The following is a 16955-nucleotide window of genomic DNA, read 5'->3' on the forward strand; positions in this document are numbered from 1 at the left end:
GACCATCCGAATAAGCCCGTCAGATCCAAAAATAGCTTACCTATTTTTGGCCTTGGCGGGCTTATTTTGTATTGTTTATTTGGCAATGATAGATAATGAAAAAAACAAACATACTCTCTCTTTCATTACATAAAGAAGTAGAGATCATAGGGTAAAAACCTACTAATAATGGGAAGTCTAAGAGTATTAAGTATAAATTTAACGTAGTTCCTCTTTTTAGTAGGTAATTTAGATAACTTTAATAAAAATGTTATTTAAAAAAATAAAATATTTAGCTTTTTTAGGATATAGCAACAAATTTTTGTTTTTTTTGTTTTTTTTGTTTATTAAGTAAAAATAATTTCTTTTTTTATGCGTGATCCATGGTAAATTAGAATTAATACCAATAAAATGATTTTATAAACAAACAAGGCGGAAAATGATTTATATATCAGCTGTTTTTCGAATTGTAAGTCTTATTTTTTTGAAAAACGTTCGTAAAAAAAGAAATGAAGTGACTTGAACTGTTTTCTTTGCATCAGAGATTTTTATCAATCAATTCTCAATGGTTTTTTATTGGAGAAAATGAAGAAGTGGGTTTTCACTAGGAAACAACTTTCATTTTTGTTATTTCTAGACTTATTGGTGGTAAATTGTCTAAAATTTGGTAGAATTAGAGTGTTCTAAAATTTTTTGAAAAGAGAATCGTGTATGATAAAAGGGATTGGGATTGATGCAGTTGAACTGTCGAGGATTGCTAAGATCATTAAAGAAAAGCAAAACTTTATTGATCGTGTACTGACACCAAGTGAAATCGAAATGTTTCGTTTGCTGCCATTTCATCGTCAGGTTGAGTTTTTAGGCGGTCGTTATGCATGTAAAGAAGCTTTTTCAAAGGCTTGGGGAACAGGGATCGGTAAAGTTACCTTTCAAGAGATCGAAATTTTAAAAAATGGATCAGGACAACCAATTGTAACGAAATCTCCACATGAAGGAGCAGTCTGGGTCAGCATCACACATACAGACGAGTTAGCTTTTGCACAGATTATTTTAGAAGACTAGAAAGAAGGAAGAACAATGGTTATTGCTTGGCATCGTCCGACAAAAGCAATTGTACATAAACAGGCAATTACAGAAAATGTAGCAAATGAAATAGCTCGATTGAATGGGAAAGAATTGTTTGCTGTTGTCAAAGCAGATGGTTACGGTCATGGAGCAATCGAAACAGCAGAAGCTGCAAAAAAAGGTGGAGCTTCTGGTTTTTGCGTAGCTACTTTAGATGAGGGAATCGAGCTGAGAGAGGCAGGTTTCACACAACCTATTCTTGTATTGAATATGGTTCCGATCGATGCGTTGACACTTGCAGTCATCCACGATCTATCTATTACTGCGGGAATAAAAGAATGGTTGGAAGCTGCGGCTACTTATATAGCAGAACGACATCTAGAATATTTATTGAAATTGCATTTGAAAGTCGATACCGGAATGGGAAGAATTGGCTTTCTCAATAGTGCAGAAGTGAATGAGGCAGTGGAAATCATCCAGGATAGTCCCAATTTAGAATGGGAAGGGATCTATACTCATTTTTCTACAGCAGATCAAGCAGATACCACCTATTGGGAACAGCAGAACCAAAAATTCAGTGAGATCATCGAAAGTCTACCTACTTTACCAAGATATGTCCACAGCAGTAATAGTGCTACTGCATTATGGCACGAAAAAGCTACAGGCAATATGATCCGCTATGGGGTAGCAATGTATGGCTTGAATCCATCCGGTCACGCGTTAGCGGAAGTGTATCCCCTACAACCAGCGCTTGAACTTGTATCTGAATTGATCCAAGTGAAAGAGTTGCCAGCAGGAGAAGGTGTAGGTTATGGAAAAACCTATACGACTTCAGCTTCAGAATGGATCGGAACTGTACCAATCGGTTACGCAGATGGTTGGTTACGGAAAATGCAAGGTTTCTCATTATTAGTGGAGGGGAATTATTGTGAGATCATTGGTCGTGTATGCATGGATCAATTGATGATCCGTCTGCCCTATCAAATGCCAGTAGGAACTAAAGTGACGTTGATTGGGGAAAATCAACAGGCTAAAATCACAATGCAAGATGTAGCAGATCAATTGGGTACGATCCATTACGAAGTCGCATGTGTGCTAGGGCCCCGCATACCTAGAGAATATCAAGAGTGAGGAGAGGCGTATGGTAAAAAGAGGAGATATTTATTTTGCTGATCTTTCTCCGGTGGTAGGATCAGAACAAGGTGGGACAAGACCGGTCTTAGTGATTCAGAACAATTTAGGTAATCATTTTAGTCCAACGGTCATCGTAGCAGCAATTACTGCGAAAATGGCGAAACCTAAATTGCCCACACATATAGGAATCAAAGCGACCGGAACAGGGATCGAAAGAGACTCAGTCATTTTACTTGAACAAATCAGAACGATTGATAAGTCCAGATTAAAAGAAAAAGTCTGTCATTTGGAACGATCGATCATGTTAGATGTCGATCGTGCATTAAAAATCAGTGTTGGTATCGAAGCGCTTGTCCCAGTGTCAAAATAAAAGACAAAAACAGCACGCTTATACATAAAAAATAGCACCGTGTGTTTAGTCAATCATTGCGCGATTCAGCGCTTGGCAACAACAAAAAAGAGGAACTTCAATGGTCTGGGACATTCGTCCTATCGCACCACCTAAAACCGAATAAACGGCGGGAACAGAAGTAACCTCTTCGAAAATAAGGCGCCATCCACAAAAATTTGAAAAATAATTTTCGTGGATGGTGCCTTATTTCTCGAAGCTAAACATTTTGATCCCGACCTCTGGCTGTCGTGCCTTTTTTTGTTTGTGTGGTTCAGTTTTGCCGGATTTTCCAGTTCTATCGGAAGATATGGTTTATAAAATAACAATATATATATTGAAAATAAGATTATAATTTTATGAGTAACCAATTTAGACATTTTTTTAGAAACTATGGTAAGCTTTTTATAACAGATTTATTTGACTACACATAAAAAATTTATCGGGATGCTACATTTGATAGTGGACTAGTGGATAAAAGAAGATTAATTATTTATTAAGCAAAAGATGACAACATTCGGACAGTTTGATTTAACTGTCAAAAAATTAGTTGCTGGATTGAAAATAGGATTGAAAATCGTATGGTTTTCATGATAAAGTGATGCAGCTGAAACAAAAAAAGGTGATGAATATGAAATCAATAAAAAATACAATAAACTTATATTTACTTGATTGGAAACGAATTTTTAAAAATCCTGTTGCGACTCTCTTGATCATCGCAATTATGATCATTCCTTCATTATATGCTTGGTTCAATATCAAAGCATTATGGGACCCTTATGGCAATACAGGGGAATTACCGATTGCTGTTTATAGTGCAGACAAGCCGGCTGAGTTTGAAGGACAAGACGTTGCCATCGGAAAAGAAGTACTGAAATCATTACATGAAAATAAAGATTTAGGTTGGCAGTTTGTTGACTCTAAAAAAGAATTAGAAGACGGTGTACGGTCTGGGGAGTATTATGCTGGTATCTATTTGCCAGAGAATTTCTCGGAGGATTTATTAAGCTTTACGAGTGGTGATATCAAAAAGCCGGAAATTGAATATACAGTCAATGAAAAAATCAATGCCATTGCACCAAAAATCACAGATAAAGGTGCATCTACGATCCAATCACAAATCTCCAGTGAATTTATTCGGACGGCGAGCGAAACTTTACTAAAAGTCTTTAATGAAATTGGGTACGATATCGATACAAATCTGGTAAGTATCAATAAAGTAAAATCAATGATTTTATCAACAGATGAAAACTTAGATACGATCGATGGCTATACCCAACAAGTACTTGATCTACAAAAACAACTACCAGATATCAAAGACAAATTAGCGAAAGCAAATGAATTTGTTGATTATCTCCCAGAAGTGGATGAGATGGGACAAAAGGTCGTTGAATTGAACGATAAAATGCCAGAATTAAAGGAACAAGCCAAAATCATTCTTGACCTTCAACAAAAAATCCCGGAGATCCAAGATGCTGGACGACAAATTGCTGAAATCGACAACGATTTTTCATTAATCGAAGAAACGATGAATCAAGGAATCGAGGAAGCAAAACAAGGATTGACCATCATCCAACAAGTCCAAGACATCTTACCTGATGTGAAAAATTTAGAATCACAAGCGAAGAATCTCGCAGAGGATACCAAAACGGGCGCTGAACAATTAAAAGAAGCAGTACCAGGTATCACGACAAGCGTGAAGACGACGTTAGATTCGATTGGGCAAGTAGCGACAAATACAGCTAGTTTAGCTGATGCAATCAATTCTGCCCTAAAAACAGCTGTAGAAGATAATAAGTTGACAGAAGAAGAACGAGAAAATCTACTGAAGCTAGTTGATAACATATCCTCTAGTATTAGTAGTCAGCAAACAGCAATAAATAGCCTAATAGAATTTTTAACAAATTTACAAAAAGAAAATGGTGGAGAGAATTTAACTAATATTATAAATCTATTAAACAATATCAGTGCAAATTTAAATACAATTAACTCACGTCTGCCAAATCTTAAGAGTATCATTCAATCAGCTAGTGTAGAAGAAATTGAAAAATTAGTGTCTGACGAATTAACAAGTATAACAGCAGCTGCAAAAAATGTTAATGATACTATCGGTAAAATAGACGTAAACGAAGTCAGCACCACCGTTGAATCAATCTTGACTCAAGTGATCGATACGATCAGTACGGCGCAAGGTGCGTTGAGTAAAGCAGATCAAATCGACTTTGATTCGCTATTAAATTCAACCAAAGCAACCGTGACAAATGCGGTGGCGATCTTAGAGAAATATCAAAAAGAAATGCCTGCAATCGGTCAAGAGGTCCATGATGCAAATACGATGCTAAATGGTAATATGGAAACGATCGTAAATGGAATCAATAAGGGAGCTGACCTATACAATAACGACTTACCTGTATTAGAAGAGAAACTTGGTTTAGCTGCTGATTTTATCCAAAATGATTGGCCAACGATCAAAAATGAAATCAATACCACAATGACCACCGTCAACGATAAAATGCCAGAAGTTGAAACAGCAGTGAATGCTGCGGCAGACTTGATCACGAACGACTGGCCAAACATCAAAGCTGGTATCCAAAAAGCCGCAGACACGATCCGTAAAGGAGAAGAAGAGGTTGATCTTGGGGAAGTCATCAAACTCTTGAAATTAGATGCGACAAAGGAAAGTGAATTCTTTACGATGCCTGTGGAACTGCAAACTAATTCGTTGTATCCAATCCCTAATAATGGATCAGCAAGTACACCGTTCTATACTGCGCTATGTTTGTGGGTAGGTGCGGTCTTACTTTCAAGTGTCGCTACAACAGATTATTATTTAGATAAAAAAGCGCGTAAAAACTATACAAAACGGGAACAGTTTGGCGCCCGCATGTTGACCTTCTTGACGATGGCGATCGCTCAAAGCTTGATCGTTACTTTAGGGAACATGTTCTTGCTTGGTGTGTATGTAGTGAATCCAGTTTACAGTGTACTGTTTGCTGTTTTGATTGCTTTGTCATTTATGATGATCGTCTATGTTTTAGCAGCACTGTTTGACAATGTCGGCAAAGGGATAGCCATCATTATTCTTGTCTTGTCCATATCTGGTGGTGGTGGGAACTATCCAATTCAAGTTTCAGGGAAATTTTTCCAAATGATCAATCCTTTCTTGCCATTTACTCATGCAGTCAACCTCTTACGTGAATCAGCTGGTGGTATCTATTGGCCAAATGCGCTACATGCGATTTTGATATTAGTCGGCATATTTATTGTCGTAGGAATCGTTGGTACAGTATCCTATCCATTTGTAAGTGAAAAAATGAAGAAATTCAAAGAAGCTGCGCATGAAAGTCGAATCTTCCACTAGAAACGTGATGCCATCTATTCGTTTCTCGTAAAGGTTTGAAGTCTCAGTTTTTAAGTGAAGACGAGTTTAGGATAACGTTATTTTCCTAAGCTCGTCTTTTTTCTATACCAGAGAAAGCAAGTGGTTTAATTATGGAAATCACTCTAAAAATGAATTAAAAAAATATGGGGATTTTCTATCGATATTTTTCCCGAATTTTGTTGACATTTAAAGGTCAAGGGCGTACTATAACATCTTGTTTACTATAAAAAATGACACCTGTAATTCGTAGGGGAAAAGGTGTGTAAAGGAGCATAGAAATTGGATTACTTAAAAAGGTTGTTAGTAGGGAAGCCGTTGAAGTCGGCGGAAAACGACGAGCATAAATTAACAAGGTTTGCTGCGTTAGCACTACTATCTTCCGATGCGTTGTCATCGATTGCGTACGGAACAGAACAAATCGTTGTGGTATTAGTGGCGTTGTCTGCTGCTGCGATCTGGTATTCATTGCCAATTGCTGCATTTGTTATTATTTTATTGATTTCATTAACTCTTTCTTATCGGCAGATCATTCACGCATATCCACACGGGGGTGGGGCTTACGTTGTTAGTAGTGAGAACCTCGGTAAAAATGCTGGACTGATTTCGGGCGGGTCTTTATTGATCGATTATATGCTGACTGTTGCGGTTTCCGTCTCAGCCGGTGCAGAGGCGATTACTTCTGCTATACCAGCTCTATATGGGCATCAAGTAGCGATTTCAGTGACTATCGTCCTCTTGTTGATGATGTTGAACTTACGTGGACTGAGAGAGTCAGCTTCGTTTTTACTATTCCCAGTCTATACATTTATTCTCGTCATCTCCTTATTGATTGTCGTTGGTTTGTTTAATATTGTGACTGGGGCAGTACCATTACAAGCAACAGCATTGCCTGGTGCAGTTGTCCCTGGGGTTTCCGTCGCATTGATCTTACGGGCTTTTTCTTCTGGTTCTTCTTCATTGACTGGTGTAGAGGCAATCAGTAATGCAGTACCGTTCTTCAAAAAGCCACGGGCGAAAAACGCAGCGATGACCTTGACGATGATGGCATTGATCTTAGGATTCTTTTTTGTAGGGATCACGTTTATCAACTATTGGTATGGAATCGTTCCTGAAAAAGAAGTAACTGTTCTTTCCCAAATCGGACAAGCTGTTTTTGGACATGGGATCTTGTATTATATCTTGCAATTTGCGACAGCTTTGATTTTGGCAGTGGCAGCAAATACAGGGTTTTCTGCCTTTCCAGTATTAGCCTATAACTTAGCAAAAGATAAATTCATGCCTCATATGTACCAAGATCGTGGTGATCGTTTAGGGTACTCAAATGGGATCATCACGCTTGCATTAGGGTCGATTGTGCTATTGTTTATTTTCAATGGCTCTACTGAACGATTGATTCCATTGTATTCCATTGGTGTATTTATCCCCTTTGCATTATCGCAAACAGGAATGGTCATCAAATGGAAAAAAGAAGGCAAAAAGTGGTGGACGAAATCAATTGCGAATATTACGGGTGCATTTATCTCTTATGCCATCATTGCAATTTTATTTGTTTACCGCTTAGGGGATATTTGGCCGTTCTTCATCATCATGCCAATCGTCATGTTCGTCTTCTATAAAATTCATGATCATTATAAAAAAGTAGCAGAACAACTTCGATTAGAAGACGAAGTAAACTTACACGAGTATGAAGGAAATACGGTTTTGGTACTTGTAGGGAACGTTACGCGGGTAAATACCGGAGCGTTGAATTATGCGCGTTCGATTGGTGATTATGTTGTTGCTATGCACGTTTCATTAGATGAGGATATCGAAAAGGAAAAAGAGATCCAAGCAGAATTTAAAAAGCATTTTCCAGATGTTCGTCTTTCAATCGTCCATTCTTCTTATCGGTCGATTCAAAATCCGATTTTGCGTTATGTGGACATAGTCAGCAAGAATGCTGCAAAACAAAATTATACGACGACCGTATTGATTCCACAGTTTGTACCAAATCGCAGATGGCAGAATATCTTGCATAATCAGACGAGTCTGAGATTGCGTTTACGTCTTTCTTGGCGTGAAAATATCGTCGTAAGTACGTATAGTTATCATTTGAAAAAATAATTACATGATAGCGAGTAACAATTTTTGACCTTAGAACAGCACTTTGGTGTTCTAAGGTTTTTTTATAGTTACATGAAATTGGGTTGGGTATTCAATTTTACGAAAAATGTATTCACGTTGTATTTATATTATGATGATAATAGATAGAATGGAGGGCGAAGATTATGAAGACTAGGAAACAAGGTAATGCGATTGTTTTAACTGTACCTACTAAATTTGGCATAGAAGAAAATGTTGAGTATAGTGCTGTTAAGGGAGAAGACGATACAATCACGTTTATAAAAAAGAAAAAAATATTTTTGATGAAGCATTTGAAAATGATGAAACAATTGATGCAAGTGCTGGTTTTCCTGAGGATTCACTGGTAGGAAAGGAAATTATTTAATGGCATATACTATTAATGGCTATACGCCTAAACAAGGCGATTTTGTGATTATTAATTTCAATCCCAGTATAGGTAGAGAGATTAAAAAAAGAAGACCTGCAATTGTTGTCAGTGCGAACCATTATAATGCAGTAACAGGAATGTGTGCGGTTTGTCCAATTACTGATACGAAATATAAAAACCATATTGCATTAGATAAGAGGCATAAACTACAAGGATATATCAATCCTTTTTAAATCAAAACATTTGATTTTATGGAAAAGCAGAGAAATATACTCTTCGTAGAGAAAGCCACTCTGGCTGAATTAGGTGAAGTGGCGCAAATCATTGATATGGTGTTTGATTTTTCGTCATTATTGTCAGAGTGAGTAGCAACTCATTTATTTATAGTTTATGTAGAACTGTACATACCAGAAGATTCAGTCAATGACTATCTATCTGAATTTCAAATAAAAAAACACCACCAAATCAAGAATTTATTTCTTGAACTGGTGGTGTTTTCAACTATTTAAAAATAGAAATCCATTGGGTTCAATATGGATTCTCTATGTTCGTCATCTTGAATGCTTTGCCGCAGGGTCTAAACGGCGTTCGATGATCCCTAAGACCCAGTCGGTGATGATTGCCATGAAGGCTGTTGGCAAGGCTCCAGCTAAGATGATCGACGTACCATCTGTGGCATTTGTCCCACGAATGATGATGTCTCCTAGTCCGCCAGCTCCGACGAAGGCACCGATGGCGGTGATCCCGATGGCAACGACTAAAGCATTTCTAATGCCTGCCATAATGACTGACACAGATAGCGGTAGTTCTACCATAAAGAGACGTTGGCTGGCTGTCATCCCCATCCCTTTACCGACATCAAGGATATTTTTGTCGACTTGGATCATCCCAGTGTACGTGTTCTTGATGATCGGCAATAGCGAATACAAGAACACCGTGACGATCACGACATTGACCCCTAAACCTAAACCAATCATCAAAATCGAAACCATCGCTAAAGAAGGAATCGTTTGGATGATATTTGTAAAACGGATCACCCAATTGGCTAACTTACGTTTTCGTGAAATGAGAATACCAACGGGGATACCGATGATTGCTGCAAAAAGTACGCCATAGATCGAAATGAGAAAGTGACGTAGGAACTGTGAAAAGACATACGTACCATTCTCTTGAAAATAATAAATAAATTGTTCAAGCCAATTCATGTTTTCCATCATCGTCACTCCCCTCCAAAGTATTGGTTTTCTTTTAAAAAGCGTTCTGCGACGACAGAAGGCTCAACCAAATTATTGTCTGCTTCATAGTTCAATTGTTGCATTTTTTCAGTGCTGATCGTATTACTTAATTTTGTTAATGCTTCTGCTAAACCCGGCGTATCTTTTAATAGTTGATTATCTACAACCGGTGCAGCGTCATAAGGTGGGAAAAAACTCAAGTCATCTTCTAGCATGACTAGATCATAACTAGCAATACGTCCGTCTGTCGAATAACCTAAAACGATATCCATTCTCCCAGCTTCTACAGCGTCATAGACTAGACCGATCTGCATAGGCAAGATGGAATCAAATGAAAAGCCATATGTTTCTTTGAAGCCGTCATAGCCATCTCCTTTACGATTGATCCAGGAAGTATCCACTCCAGCGACAAGTTCATCGGCGACATTTTTCAAGTCACTGACTTTCTTTAAATTGTATTTTTCCGCAGTATCTTTGCGAACAAGAAAAACGTAGGTGTTCTCGAACCCATAAGAAGGAAACCAGGTTTGATCATACCTTTTTTCAAATTCACGTTTTACGATATCAAATGCTTTTTCAGGATCTTTCTCAGGCGGTAAATTAAGGGTAGTAGTCAAATCCGTCCCTGTATAGCGAGCGGCAGAAATAGACGCGTCGCCGTTCATCATTGCTTGATGATTGATCGTCGTCGTTGCTAAGTTATTGATGATCGTCGTATTTTTTTCCGTATAGTGTTCAACCATCCCAGCAACGATACTGGCAATGATCTGAGCTTCAGAAGTGATCCCACCGGTGATAGAAATCGTATCTTCATCAGTATTACTTGCCAATCCTGGGAAGGAGCAACTTGCAAGTAATAAGACGGTCAATACGAGAACGACACTATTTCTGATTCGTTTCATTCGTCATTCTCCTCCCTCAATGCGATCGGAGTTAACCGATTCTCCAATAGTCCTAATAAGAAATCTGCAAGCAATGCTAAGATCGTTACAGGGATCGTTCCAGCGAAAATCAAATCGGGTTGATAATTATTCAAACCGCTAAAAATCAAATCGCCTAGCCCGCCTGCGCCGATGTAAGAGGCGAGGGTTGCCCATGCAATCACATAGACTGCTGCTAACCGGATACCTGCCATGATCGTCGGCATAGCAATCGGCAATTCGACAGAAAAAATCGATTGGATATTTGTCATTCCCATGCCTTTTGCGACATCGCGGTAATTCCAATCCACATTTTTCATCCCAATATAGGTATTTCTTAAAATAGGTAAAAGGGAATAGATAAATAGGGCAATGATTGCAGGCAATTTACCGACACCGAATAAAGGAATCATAAGTGCTAATAGGGCAAGAGAAGGGACTGTTTGTAACGCACTGGTCAGTCCAATAACAATCGTTGCGACTTTAGGAAAACGCGTCAAAAGAACACCTAAAGGAACAGCAACGGCAATCCCGATGACCAATGCAATTGCTGAAATATAGAGATGTTCGAGACTTTTTGAGAGGATCTCAGCGCCATGTTGTTGAAAAAATTCGGCCATTGGTTAAACCTCCTTTGTTTCAGATGGCGTACCAATTGCATCAGTAAGCGATGGTTCTTCGCCCCAGATCACGTCATAGACGATGTCGACAAGAGAGGCTCGAGTTAAAATACCAACGACTTTATTTTGTTCATCAACTACTGGCACATATTTTAAACCACGTTTTAAGATTCGTTGTAAGGTATCACGTAAATAAGCAGATTGTTTTACATAAAAAACATCCTTGTTCAAGATATCGCCAACACTCGAGACTTTTCCACGTTTCTTATCGATTGTTTCAACATCGATAAATCCTTTTAAGGTATTTGAATTATCCGTCACTAAAAGCGTATCGACGCGTTTTTCACGCATCAATTTGATGGCTTCTTGCAATGATTTTTCTGGCGTGATCGTGATGGCTTGGTTCAGCATGACTTCGCCTACTTTTGTGGTATCTGGTTTGGCTTGAAGTAAGCGATCTTCACCGATCAATTCTTCGACAAATTCATTGGCAGGGTGGCGTAAAATATTTTGTGGCGTATCAAATTGAATGACTCTACCTTCACTCATGATCGCGATACGACTGGATAATTTGATTGCTTCATCCATATCATGTGTCACGAAGACGATGGTTTTTCCTAGACGTTCTTGCAGATCCTTGACTAAATCTTGTAAGGAATCTCTTGTGATAGGGTCTAATGCTCCAAAAGGTTCATCCATCAAAATGATGTCTTGATTCGCCGCTAACGCGCGAACGACACCGATACGCTGCTGTTGACCACCAGATAATTCATGTGGGTAACGATCAAGCATTTCACGAGGAAGTTCCACCAGGTCGATCATTTTATCTGCTGTTTTGTTCCGTTCTTCTTGGCTGACCTTCAATAATTTTTGGACAAGAGTGATATTTTCCCGGATCGTCATGTGAGGCATCAAACCGATACTTTGAATCACATAGCCGATTTGTCGTCGGAGTTCAACGGGATTGATTTCTTGGATCGACTTTCCATCAATCAAAATCTGACCTTCTGTCGGGTCCGTCATGCGGTTAAGCATTCGCATCGTAGTGGTTTTTCCGCTACCACTTGTACCGATAAAACAGATGAATTCGCCTTTTTCAAAAGAAATATTGACGTTCTCGACCGCGACTTTTCCACCTTTATAAATTTTTGATACATTCTGAAATTCGATCATCATTGCACCTCTTCTTTTCTTTTCCATAAAGAATGTTCTTATAATAGTATGCCTAAAATAACTAAGGAATACAAATTTGATGATTTATTTACTATACAAATAACTAGACTAGTAGGCGTTTTTTGAAATTATAAATAAAATATAGCTGAAAAGATAACGCAACCAATCATAAATGAATGGAAGGATAAGATTTTTGCTTTTTGGCATTGTCGGCATAAAATGGTAAAATAAAAGGGCCAAACAGAGAAAGTGAGTGACGATATGTTAACAACAGAAGATTTCGATTTTGAGTTACCCGAAGAACTGATTGCCCAAACACCATTAAAAGACCGGGATCATTCCCGATTACTTGTAGTTGACCGTAAGACAGGTGGGATGATGGATAAACATTTCCATGAAATCATTGAGGAATTAAATCCTGGTGATGCGTTAGTGATGAATAATACACGCGTATTGCCTGCGCGCTTATACGGTGAAAAAGTAGAGACGGGTGCCCACTTAGAAGTATTGCTTTTGACCAATACAGAAGGTGACACGTGGGAGACACTGATCAAACCAGCCAAACGTGCCAAAGTAGGGACAGAGATCATTTTTGGTGACGGCCGTTTAAAAGCAGTTGTGAAAGAAGAGCTGGATCATGGTGGACGAATCATTGAGTTTGCCTATGAGGGGATTTTCTTAGAGAATCTAGAAGCGCTTGGCGAAATGCCGTTACCGCCTTATATCAAAGAACGTTTAGAAGATCCAGATCGCTATCAAACTGTCTATGCAGAAGAGAATGGCTCAGCAGCTGCACCAACTGCTGGCTTACATTTCACGACAGAATTATTAGATGAAATCAAAGCAAAAGGCGTGGAGCTTGTGTATTTGACACTGCATGTCGGTCTAGGAACCTTCCGTCCAGTGAGTGTCGATAAAATCGAAGAGCATGAAATGCACAGTGAATTTTATCGTTTGACCGAAGAAGCTGCTACTCGTTTGAATCAAGTTCGCCAAAATGGCGGGAAAATCGTGGCAGTAGGAACGACTTCAATCCGCACATTAGAAACGATTGGTACGAAATTTGATGGGGAGATCAAAGCAGATAGTGGTTGGACTGATATCTTTATTACGCCAGGGTATGAGTTCAAAGTAGTTGAAGCTTTTTCTACGAATTTCCATTTGCCAAAATCCACTTTAGTGATGCTAGTCAGTGCGTTTGCTGGTAGAGAATTAACATTATCAGCTTATCAACATGCCATCGATGAACGTTACCGTTTCTTCAGTTTTGGAGATGCGATGTTTGTAAAGTAACTTTTTAAGATAAAAAAGACCCCGACTCTCGATTAGTCGGGGCTTTTGTGCTTCGGAAGGAAACAAATAAATAGAATTAGTGTAACTTTCCATAGAACATGCAAAGTACGGTGTTGAATTTCTTCTTGATAAACAAAAAATCTTGTTTTCTTTACATCTTCAACAGTTGAATCATCTCTTGTTCCTATTCAATTTTCAGATGTTCATGTTATTTAATTGTTACGTATCCCACTACTTCTTTTTTTGAACGATTTTCGTTTCAAACAATCATACGCATTCGCTATTTATAATGGTTACTTCACATGCTCGTTAAGGTGAAACTTGTACTTCTAACAACTTTGTTTGCTTATACTACTCTATCGAGAAATTCTTCTATCTATTTGTCTTTTCCTCCTTCCTTATGGTTAAATCATACCACGTTTTGGTAGCGTTTGCAATTGATATGTATTGATTATTTTAAAATATTTCTCTTCATATGTATATATGCGATATAGTTGAATTAATTAAAAAAATGATGTTATACTAAAATAGTGCGTTATACATAACGTATGATTTTTAAAGGAGGTATAGGATGGATAGTTACAAAAAAACAATAGAAGAAATAGCAGAAGAAACAAAAGTAGATATAGATCAAGGCTTGTCGATGACTGAAGCAAAAGAAAGAAGTCAAAAACAAGGCAAAAATCAATTCGAAGAAGCCCCCAAAGAATCACTCTTCAAAAAATTTATACGAAGTCTTTCAGATTTCACCACGATTGTTTTGTTAGTTGCCGCAGTCATTTCATTTTACACCGCATTTGCAACTGAACATGGAGACCTGTTCGAAGGACTCTTGATCATTGCGATTGTTATCATCAATTCAGTTCTAGCGATTGTTCAAGAAGGAAATGCAGAAAAAGCATTAGAATCCCTACAAGATATGAATAAACAAACCGCTACGGTCCTCAGAGATGGTAAAGTAGAAAAAGTAGATGCTGAGAATCTAGTTGTCGGGGATGTGCTGGTATTAGAAGCAGGATCAGCGATTGCTGCGGATGCTCGCTTAGTTGAAACATCACAATTACGTGTAGAAGAATCAGCTCTAACCGGTGAAAGTGAGGCTGTCGAAAAAGACGCAGGTTACATAAGTCAAGAAGATGACTCTCTCGGTGACCAATTGAACATGGTCTTTAAAGGTTGTACCGTTGCTGCTGGTCGTGGGAAAGCGATCGTCACAGCGATTGGTATGCAGACCGAAATGGGAAAAATCGCCGGATTATTAAATGACCATACAATGCAGAAAACACCACTACAAGTCCGTTTGAATCAATTAGGGAAGCGAATCAGTGTGATTGCATTAGCAGCTGCTGCCTTAGTCTTTTTGATTGGTGAACTTCAAGGGGAACCGTTACTTGAAATGTTCATGACTTCGATTTCCTTAGCTGTTGCCGCAGTACCAGAAACATTAACTGTTATCGTTACATTGACACTTGCTTATGGTGTACAGAAAATGGCGAAAAAACATGCGATTATTCGTCAGCTGCCAGCTGTTGAAACGCTCGGTACTGCGAATGTCATCTGTTCGGATAAAACCGGTACACTGACACAAAACCGGATGCGCGTACGTCGTGTGTGGAGTAAAGAAGATGAGGTAACAGATGTCGAAGATTCAATGACAAATAGCGCGATGGAAATTTTAAAAATGGCTGCATTATGTACAGATGTGACGGTTGAAAAAGAGGACGATGAATTGATCGTCAAAGGTAATCCAACGGAAGCAGCAATTGTACGTGCAGTTGAGGAAAACTATCATACAAAAGAAGAATTAGAAGAAAAATACCCAAGGGTTGACGAACTTCCATTCGACTCTGATCGAAAAATGATGACGACTGTCCATAAAATGGGTAATAAGTATATCTCTATCACTAAAGGCGCATTTGATGTCTTAGCACCAAAATTTACGTCTGGAGACGTTGAACAAGCAGAAGTGGTCAACGACCGTTTTGGGAAACGTGCCTTACGTGTAATTGCAGTAGGTTATCGAACGTATGACGAAAAACCACAAGAAATCACTTCAGAAGCTTTAGAAAAAGATCTACGTTTGATTGGCTTGATCGGTATGATCGATCCGCCGCGTCCTGAAAGTAAAGGTGCTATCAAGCGTGCGAAAAAAGCTGGTATCAAAACAGTGATGATCACTGGGGATCATGTCGTCACTGCCAGTGCGATTGCCAAAGAATTGGGAATTTTGACCAATAGTAACGAAGCTCTTTCAGGTGCGGAACTCCGTGCGTTATCTGATGAAGAGTTGGATGATCGAGTAAAAGATTTATCCGTTTATGCTCGCGTAACCCCAGAAGATAAAATCCGAATCGTCAAATCATGGCAACGAACAGGTGCTGTGGTCGCAATGACAGGTGATGGTGTGAACGATGCGCCAGCATTGAAAGCGAGTGACGTTGGATGTGCGATGGGGATCACCGGTACAGATGTAGCGCAAAGTGCCGCTGACATGATTTTGACCGATGACAACTTCGCTACGATCGTAGATGCAGTTAGCCAAGGACGTTCCGTTTATCAAAATATTCGAAAAGCGATCAACTTCTTATTAAGCTGTAATATCTCTGAGATTTTTATCGTATTGATTGCGATGTTAGTTGGTTGGGGGGCACCATTTACAGCCGTTCAACTGTTGTTCGTAAACGTTGTTGCTGATGGACTACCTGGTTTCGCTCTAGGAAGAGAACCAGCAGAGGAAGGGATCATGAATGAAGCACCAATTCCTAAAAATGAAGGAATTTTCGCTCGTGGTCTAATGAAGAAAATTGCCATCAATGCAGGAATATTTACGGTAGTCACTTTATTTGGTTACTACTTAGGAAGCTTCGTCGATACGATCAGCCCTTGGGTTGATGCTAGTCAAGAAGTTGGCCAAACCGTTGCATTTCTAGTATTGGCTTACTCTTCGATCATTCATGTCTTTAATGTTCGTAGTAGTCAATCGATTTTCAAAGTGAACTTAGCAACGAATAAATCGTTAGTGGAAATGGCGATTCTTTCCCTTCTTATCACGTCAGCAGTCGCTTTATTACCATTCACGCAAGAATTATTTGGGTTAGTTCATATTAGTTTGAATCATTGGTTCTTAGTAGGAATCTTGTCGCTCATACCGATTGGGGTCAATGAATTGATCAAGTTCCACCAATTGCCAGATGAGGAAGAGACAGTAGAAGCACCAGAATCTGAAATGTAAAAAAATAAACACCAAAAAAGGATTGGAGATTTTCCAATCCTTT

13 protein-coding genes and 1 pseudogene are annotated in these 16955 nt (G+C 38.7%); 9 read left to right on the forward strand and 5 right to left on the reverse strand.

Annotation, left to right across the window (positions count from 1 at the left end):
* Nucleotides 1-228: 228 nt before the first annotated feature.
* Nucleotides 229-387, reverse strand: a complete 159-nt coding sequence (locus HZ311_RS16060) for a cysteine peptidase family C39 domain-containing protein (protein WP_137073070.1) — start codon at nt 385-387, stop codon at nt 229-231.
* 303 nt (nt 388-690) lie between these two features.
* Between HZ311_RS16060 and acpS the strand changes: the two genes are divergently transcribed.
* The 7 genes and pseudogenes from acpS to HZ311_RS15995 all read left to right on the forward strand — a co-directional run bounded on the left by acpS (nt 691) and on the right by HZ311_RS15995 (nt 8672).
* Nucleotides 691-1041 (forward strand): holo-ACP synthase, encoded by a 351-nt coding sequence (gene acpS / locus HZ311_RS08935; protein WP_010736606.1) that lies wholly within the window; start codon nt 691-693, stop codon nt 1039-1041.
* Nucleotides 1042-1056: 15 nt separating this feature from the next.
* The gene (gene alr, locus HZ311_RS08940) at nt 1057-2175 is read left to right on the forward strand and encodes an alanine racemase (RefSeq protein WP_010736605.1); all 1119 of its coding nucleotides are present in this window, start codon (nt 1057-1059) and stop codon (nt 2173-2175) included.
* A 10-nt stretch (nt 2176-2185) separates the two neighbouring features.
* Nucleotides 2186-2548: a type II toxin-antitoxin system PemK/MazF family toxin gene (locus tag HZ311_RS08945; protein WP_019722700.1), complete on the forward strand. Its 363-nt coding sequence runs from the start codon at nt 2186-2188 to the stop codon at nt 2546-2548.
* A gap of 649 nt (nt 2549-3197) precedes the next feature.
* Nucleotides 3198-5927, forward strand: a complete 2730-nt coding sequence (locus tag HZ311_RS08950) for a YhgE/Pip domain-containing protein (RefSeq protein ID WP_023518949.1) — start codon at nt 3198-3200, stop codon at nt 5925-5927.
* A 300-nt stretch (nt 5928-6227) separates the two neighbouring features.
* Nucleotides 6228-8051 (forward strand): APC family permease, encoded by a 1824-nt coding sequence (locus tag HZ311_RS08955; RefSeq protein ID WP_010736602.1) that lies wholly within the window; start codon nt 6228-6230, stop codon nt 8049-8051.
* 164 nt (nt 8052-8215) lie between these two features.
* Nucleotides 8216-8436, forward strand: a pseudogene (gene mazE / locus HZ311_RS08960) (type II toxin-antitoxin system PemI/MazE family antitoxin).
* Nucleotides 8436-8672: a type II toxin-antitoxin system PemK/MazF family toxin gene (locus HZ311_RS15995; RefSeq protein ID WP_010736600.1), complete on the forward strand. Its 237-nt coding sequence runs from the start codon at nt 8436-8438 to the stop codon at nt 8670-8672. The pseudogene mazE and the gene HZ311_RS15995 overlap by 1 nt, the downstream one beginning before the upstream one ends.
* Before the next feature lie 318 nt (nt 8673-8990).
* On the opposite strand, the gene HZ311_RS08970 is transcribed toward HZ311_RS15995, so the two are convergent.
* From HZ311_RS08970 to HZ311_RS08985, 4 genes are read right to left on the reverse strand one after another with little or no spacing between them, the layout of a single operon-like run.
* The gene (locus tag HZ311_RS08970; protein ID WP_041684348.1) at nt 8991-9653 is read right to left on the reverse strand and encodes an ABC transporter permease; all 663 of its coding nucleotides are present in this window, start codon (nt 9651-9653) and stop codon (nt 8991-8993) included.
* A gap of 5 nt (nt 9654-9658) precedes the next feature.
* Nucleotides 9659-10576: an osmoprotectant ABC transporter substrate-binding protein gene (locus HZ311_RS08975; protein WP_023518952.1), complete on the reverse strand. Its 918-nt coding sequence runs from the start codon at nt 10574-10576 to the stop codon at nt 9659-9661.
* On the reverse strand, nt 10573-11214 hold the full coding sequence (locus HZ311_RS08980; RefSeq protein WP_010736596.1) for an ABC transporter permease: 642 nt from the start codon (nt 11212-11214) through the stop codon (nt 10573-10575). The genes HZ311_RS08975 and HZ311_RS08980 overlap by 4 nt, the downstream gene beginning before the upstream one ends.
* Before the next feature lie 3 nt (nt 11215-11217).
* Nucleotides 11218-12387, reverse strand: a complete 1170-nt coding sequence (locus HZ311_RS08985; protein ID WP_023518953.1) for a betaine/proline/choline family ABC transporter ATP-binding protein — start codon at nt 12385-12387, stop codon at nt 11218-11220.
* A 261-nt stretch (nt 12388-12648) separates the two neighbouring features.
* Between HZ311_RS08985 and queA the strand changes: the two genes are divergently transcribed.
* Nucleotides 12649-13680, forward strand: a complete 1032-nt coding sequence (gene queA, locus HZ311_RS08990; RefSeq protein WP_023518954.1) for a tRNA preQ1(34) S-adenosylmethionine ribosyltransferase-isomerase QueA — start codon at nt 12649-12651, stop codon at nt 13678-13680.
* Between the two features lie 571 nt (nt 13681-14251).
* Nucleotides 14252-16912, forward strand: coding sequence for a cation-translocating P-type ATPase (locus tag HZ311_RS08995; protein WP_023518955.1), 2661 nt, complete (start codon nt 14252-14254; stop codon nt 16910-16912).
* Nucleotides 16913-16955: the final 43 nt, after the last annotated feature.

The sequence above is a fragment of the Enterococcus mundtii genome, assembly GCF_013394305.1.
Taxonomy (GTDB): Bacteria; Bacillota; Bacilli; order Lactobacillales; family Enterococcaceae; genus Enterococcus_B; species Enterococcus_B pernyi.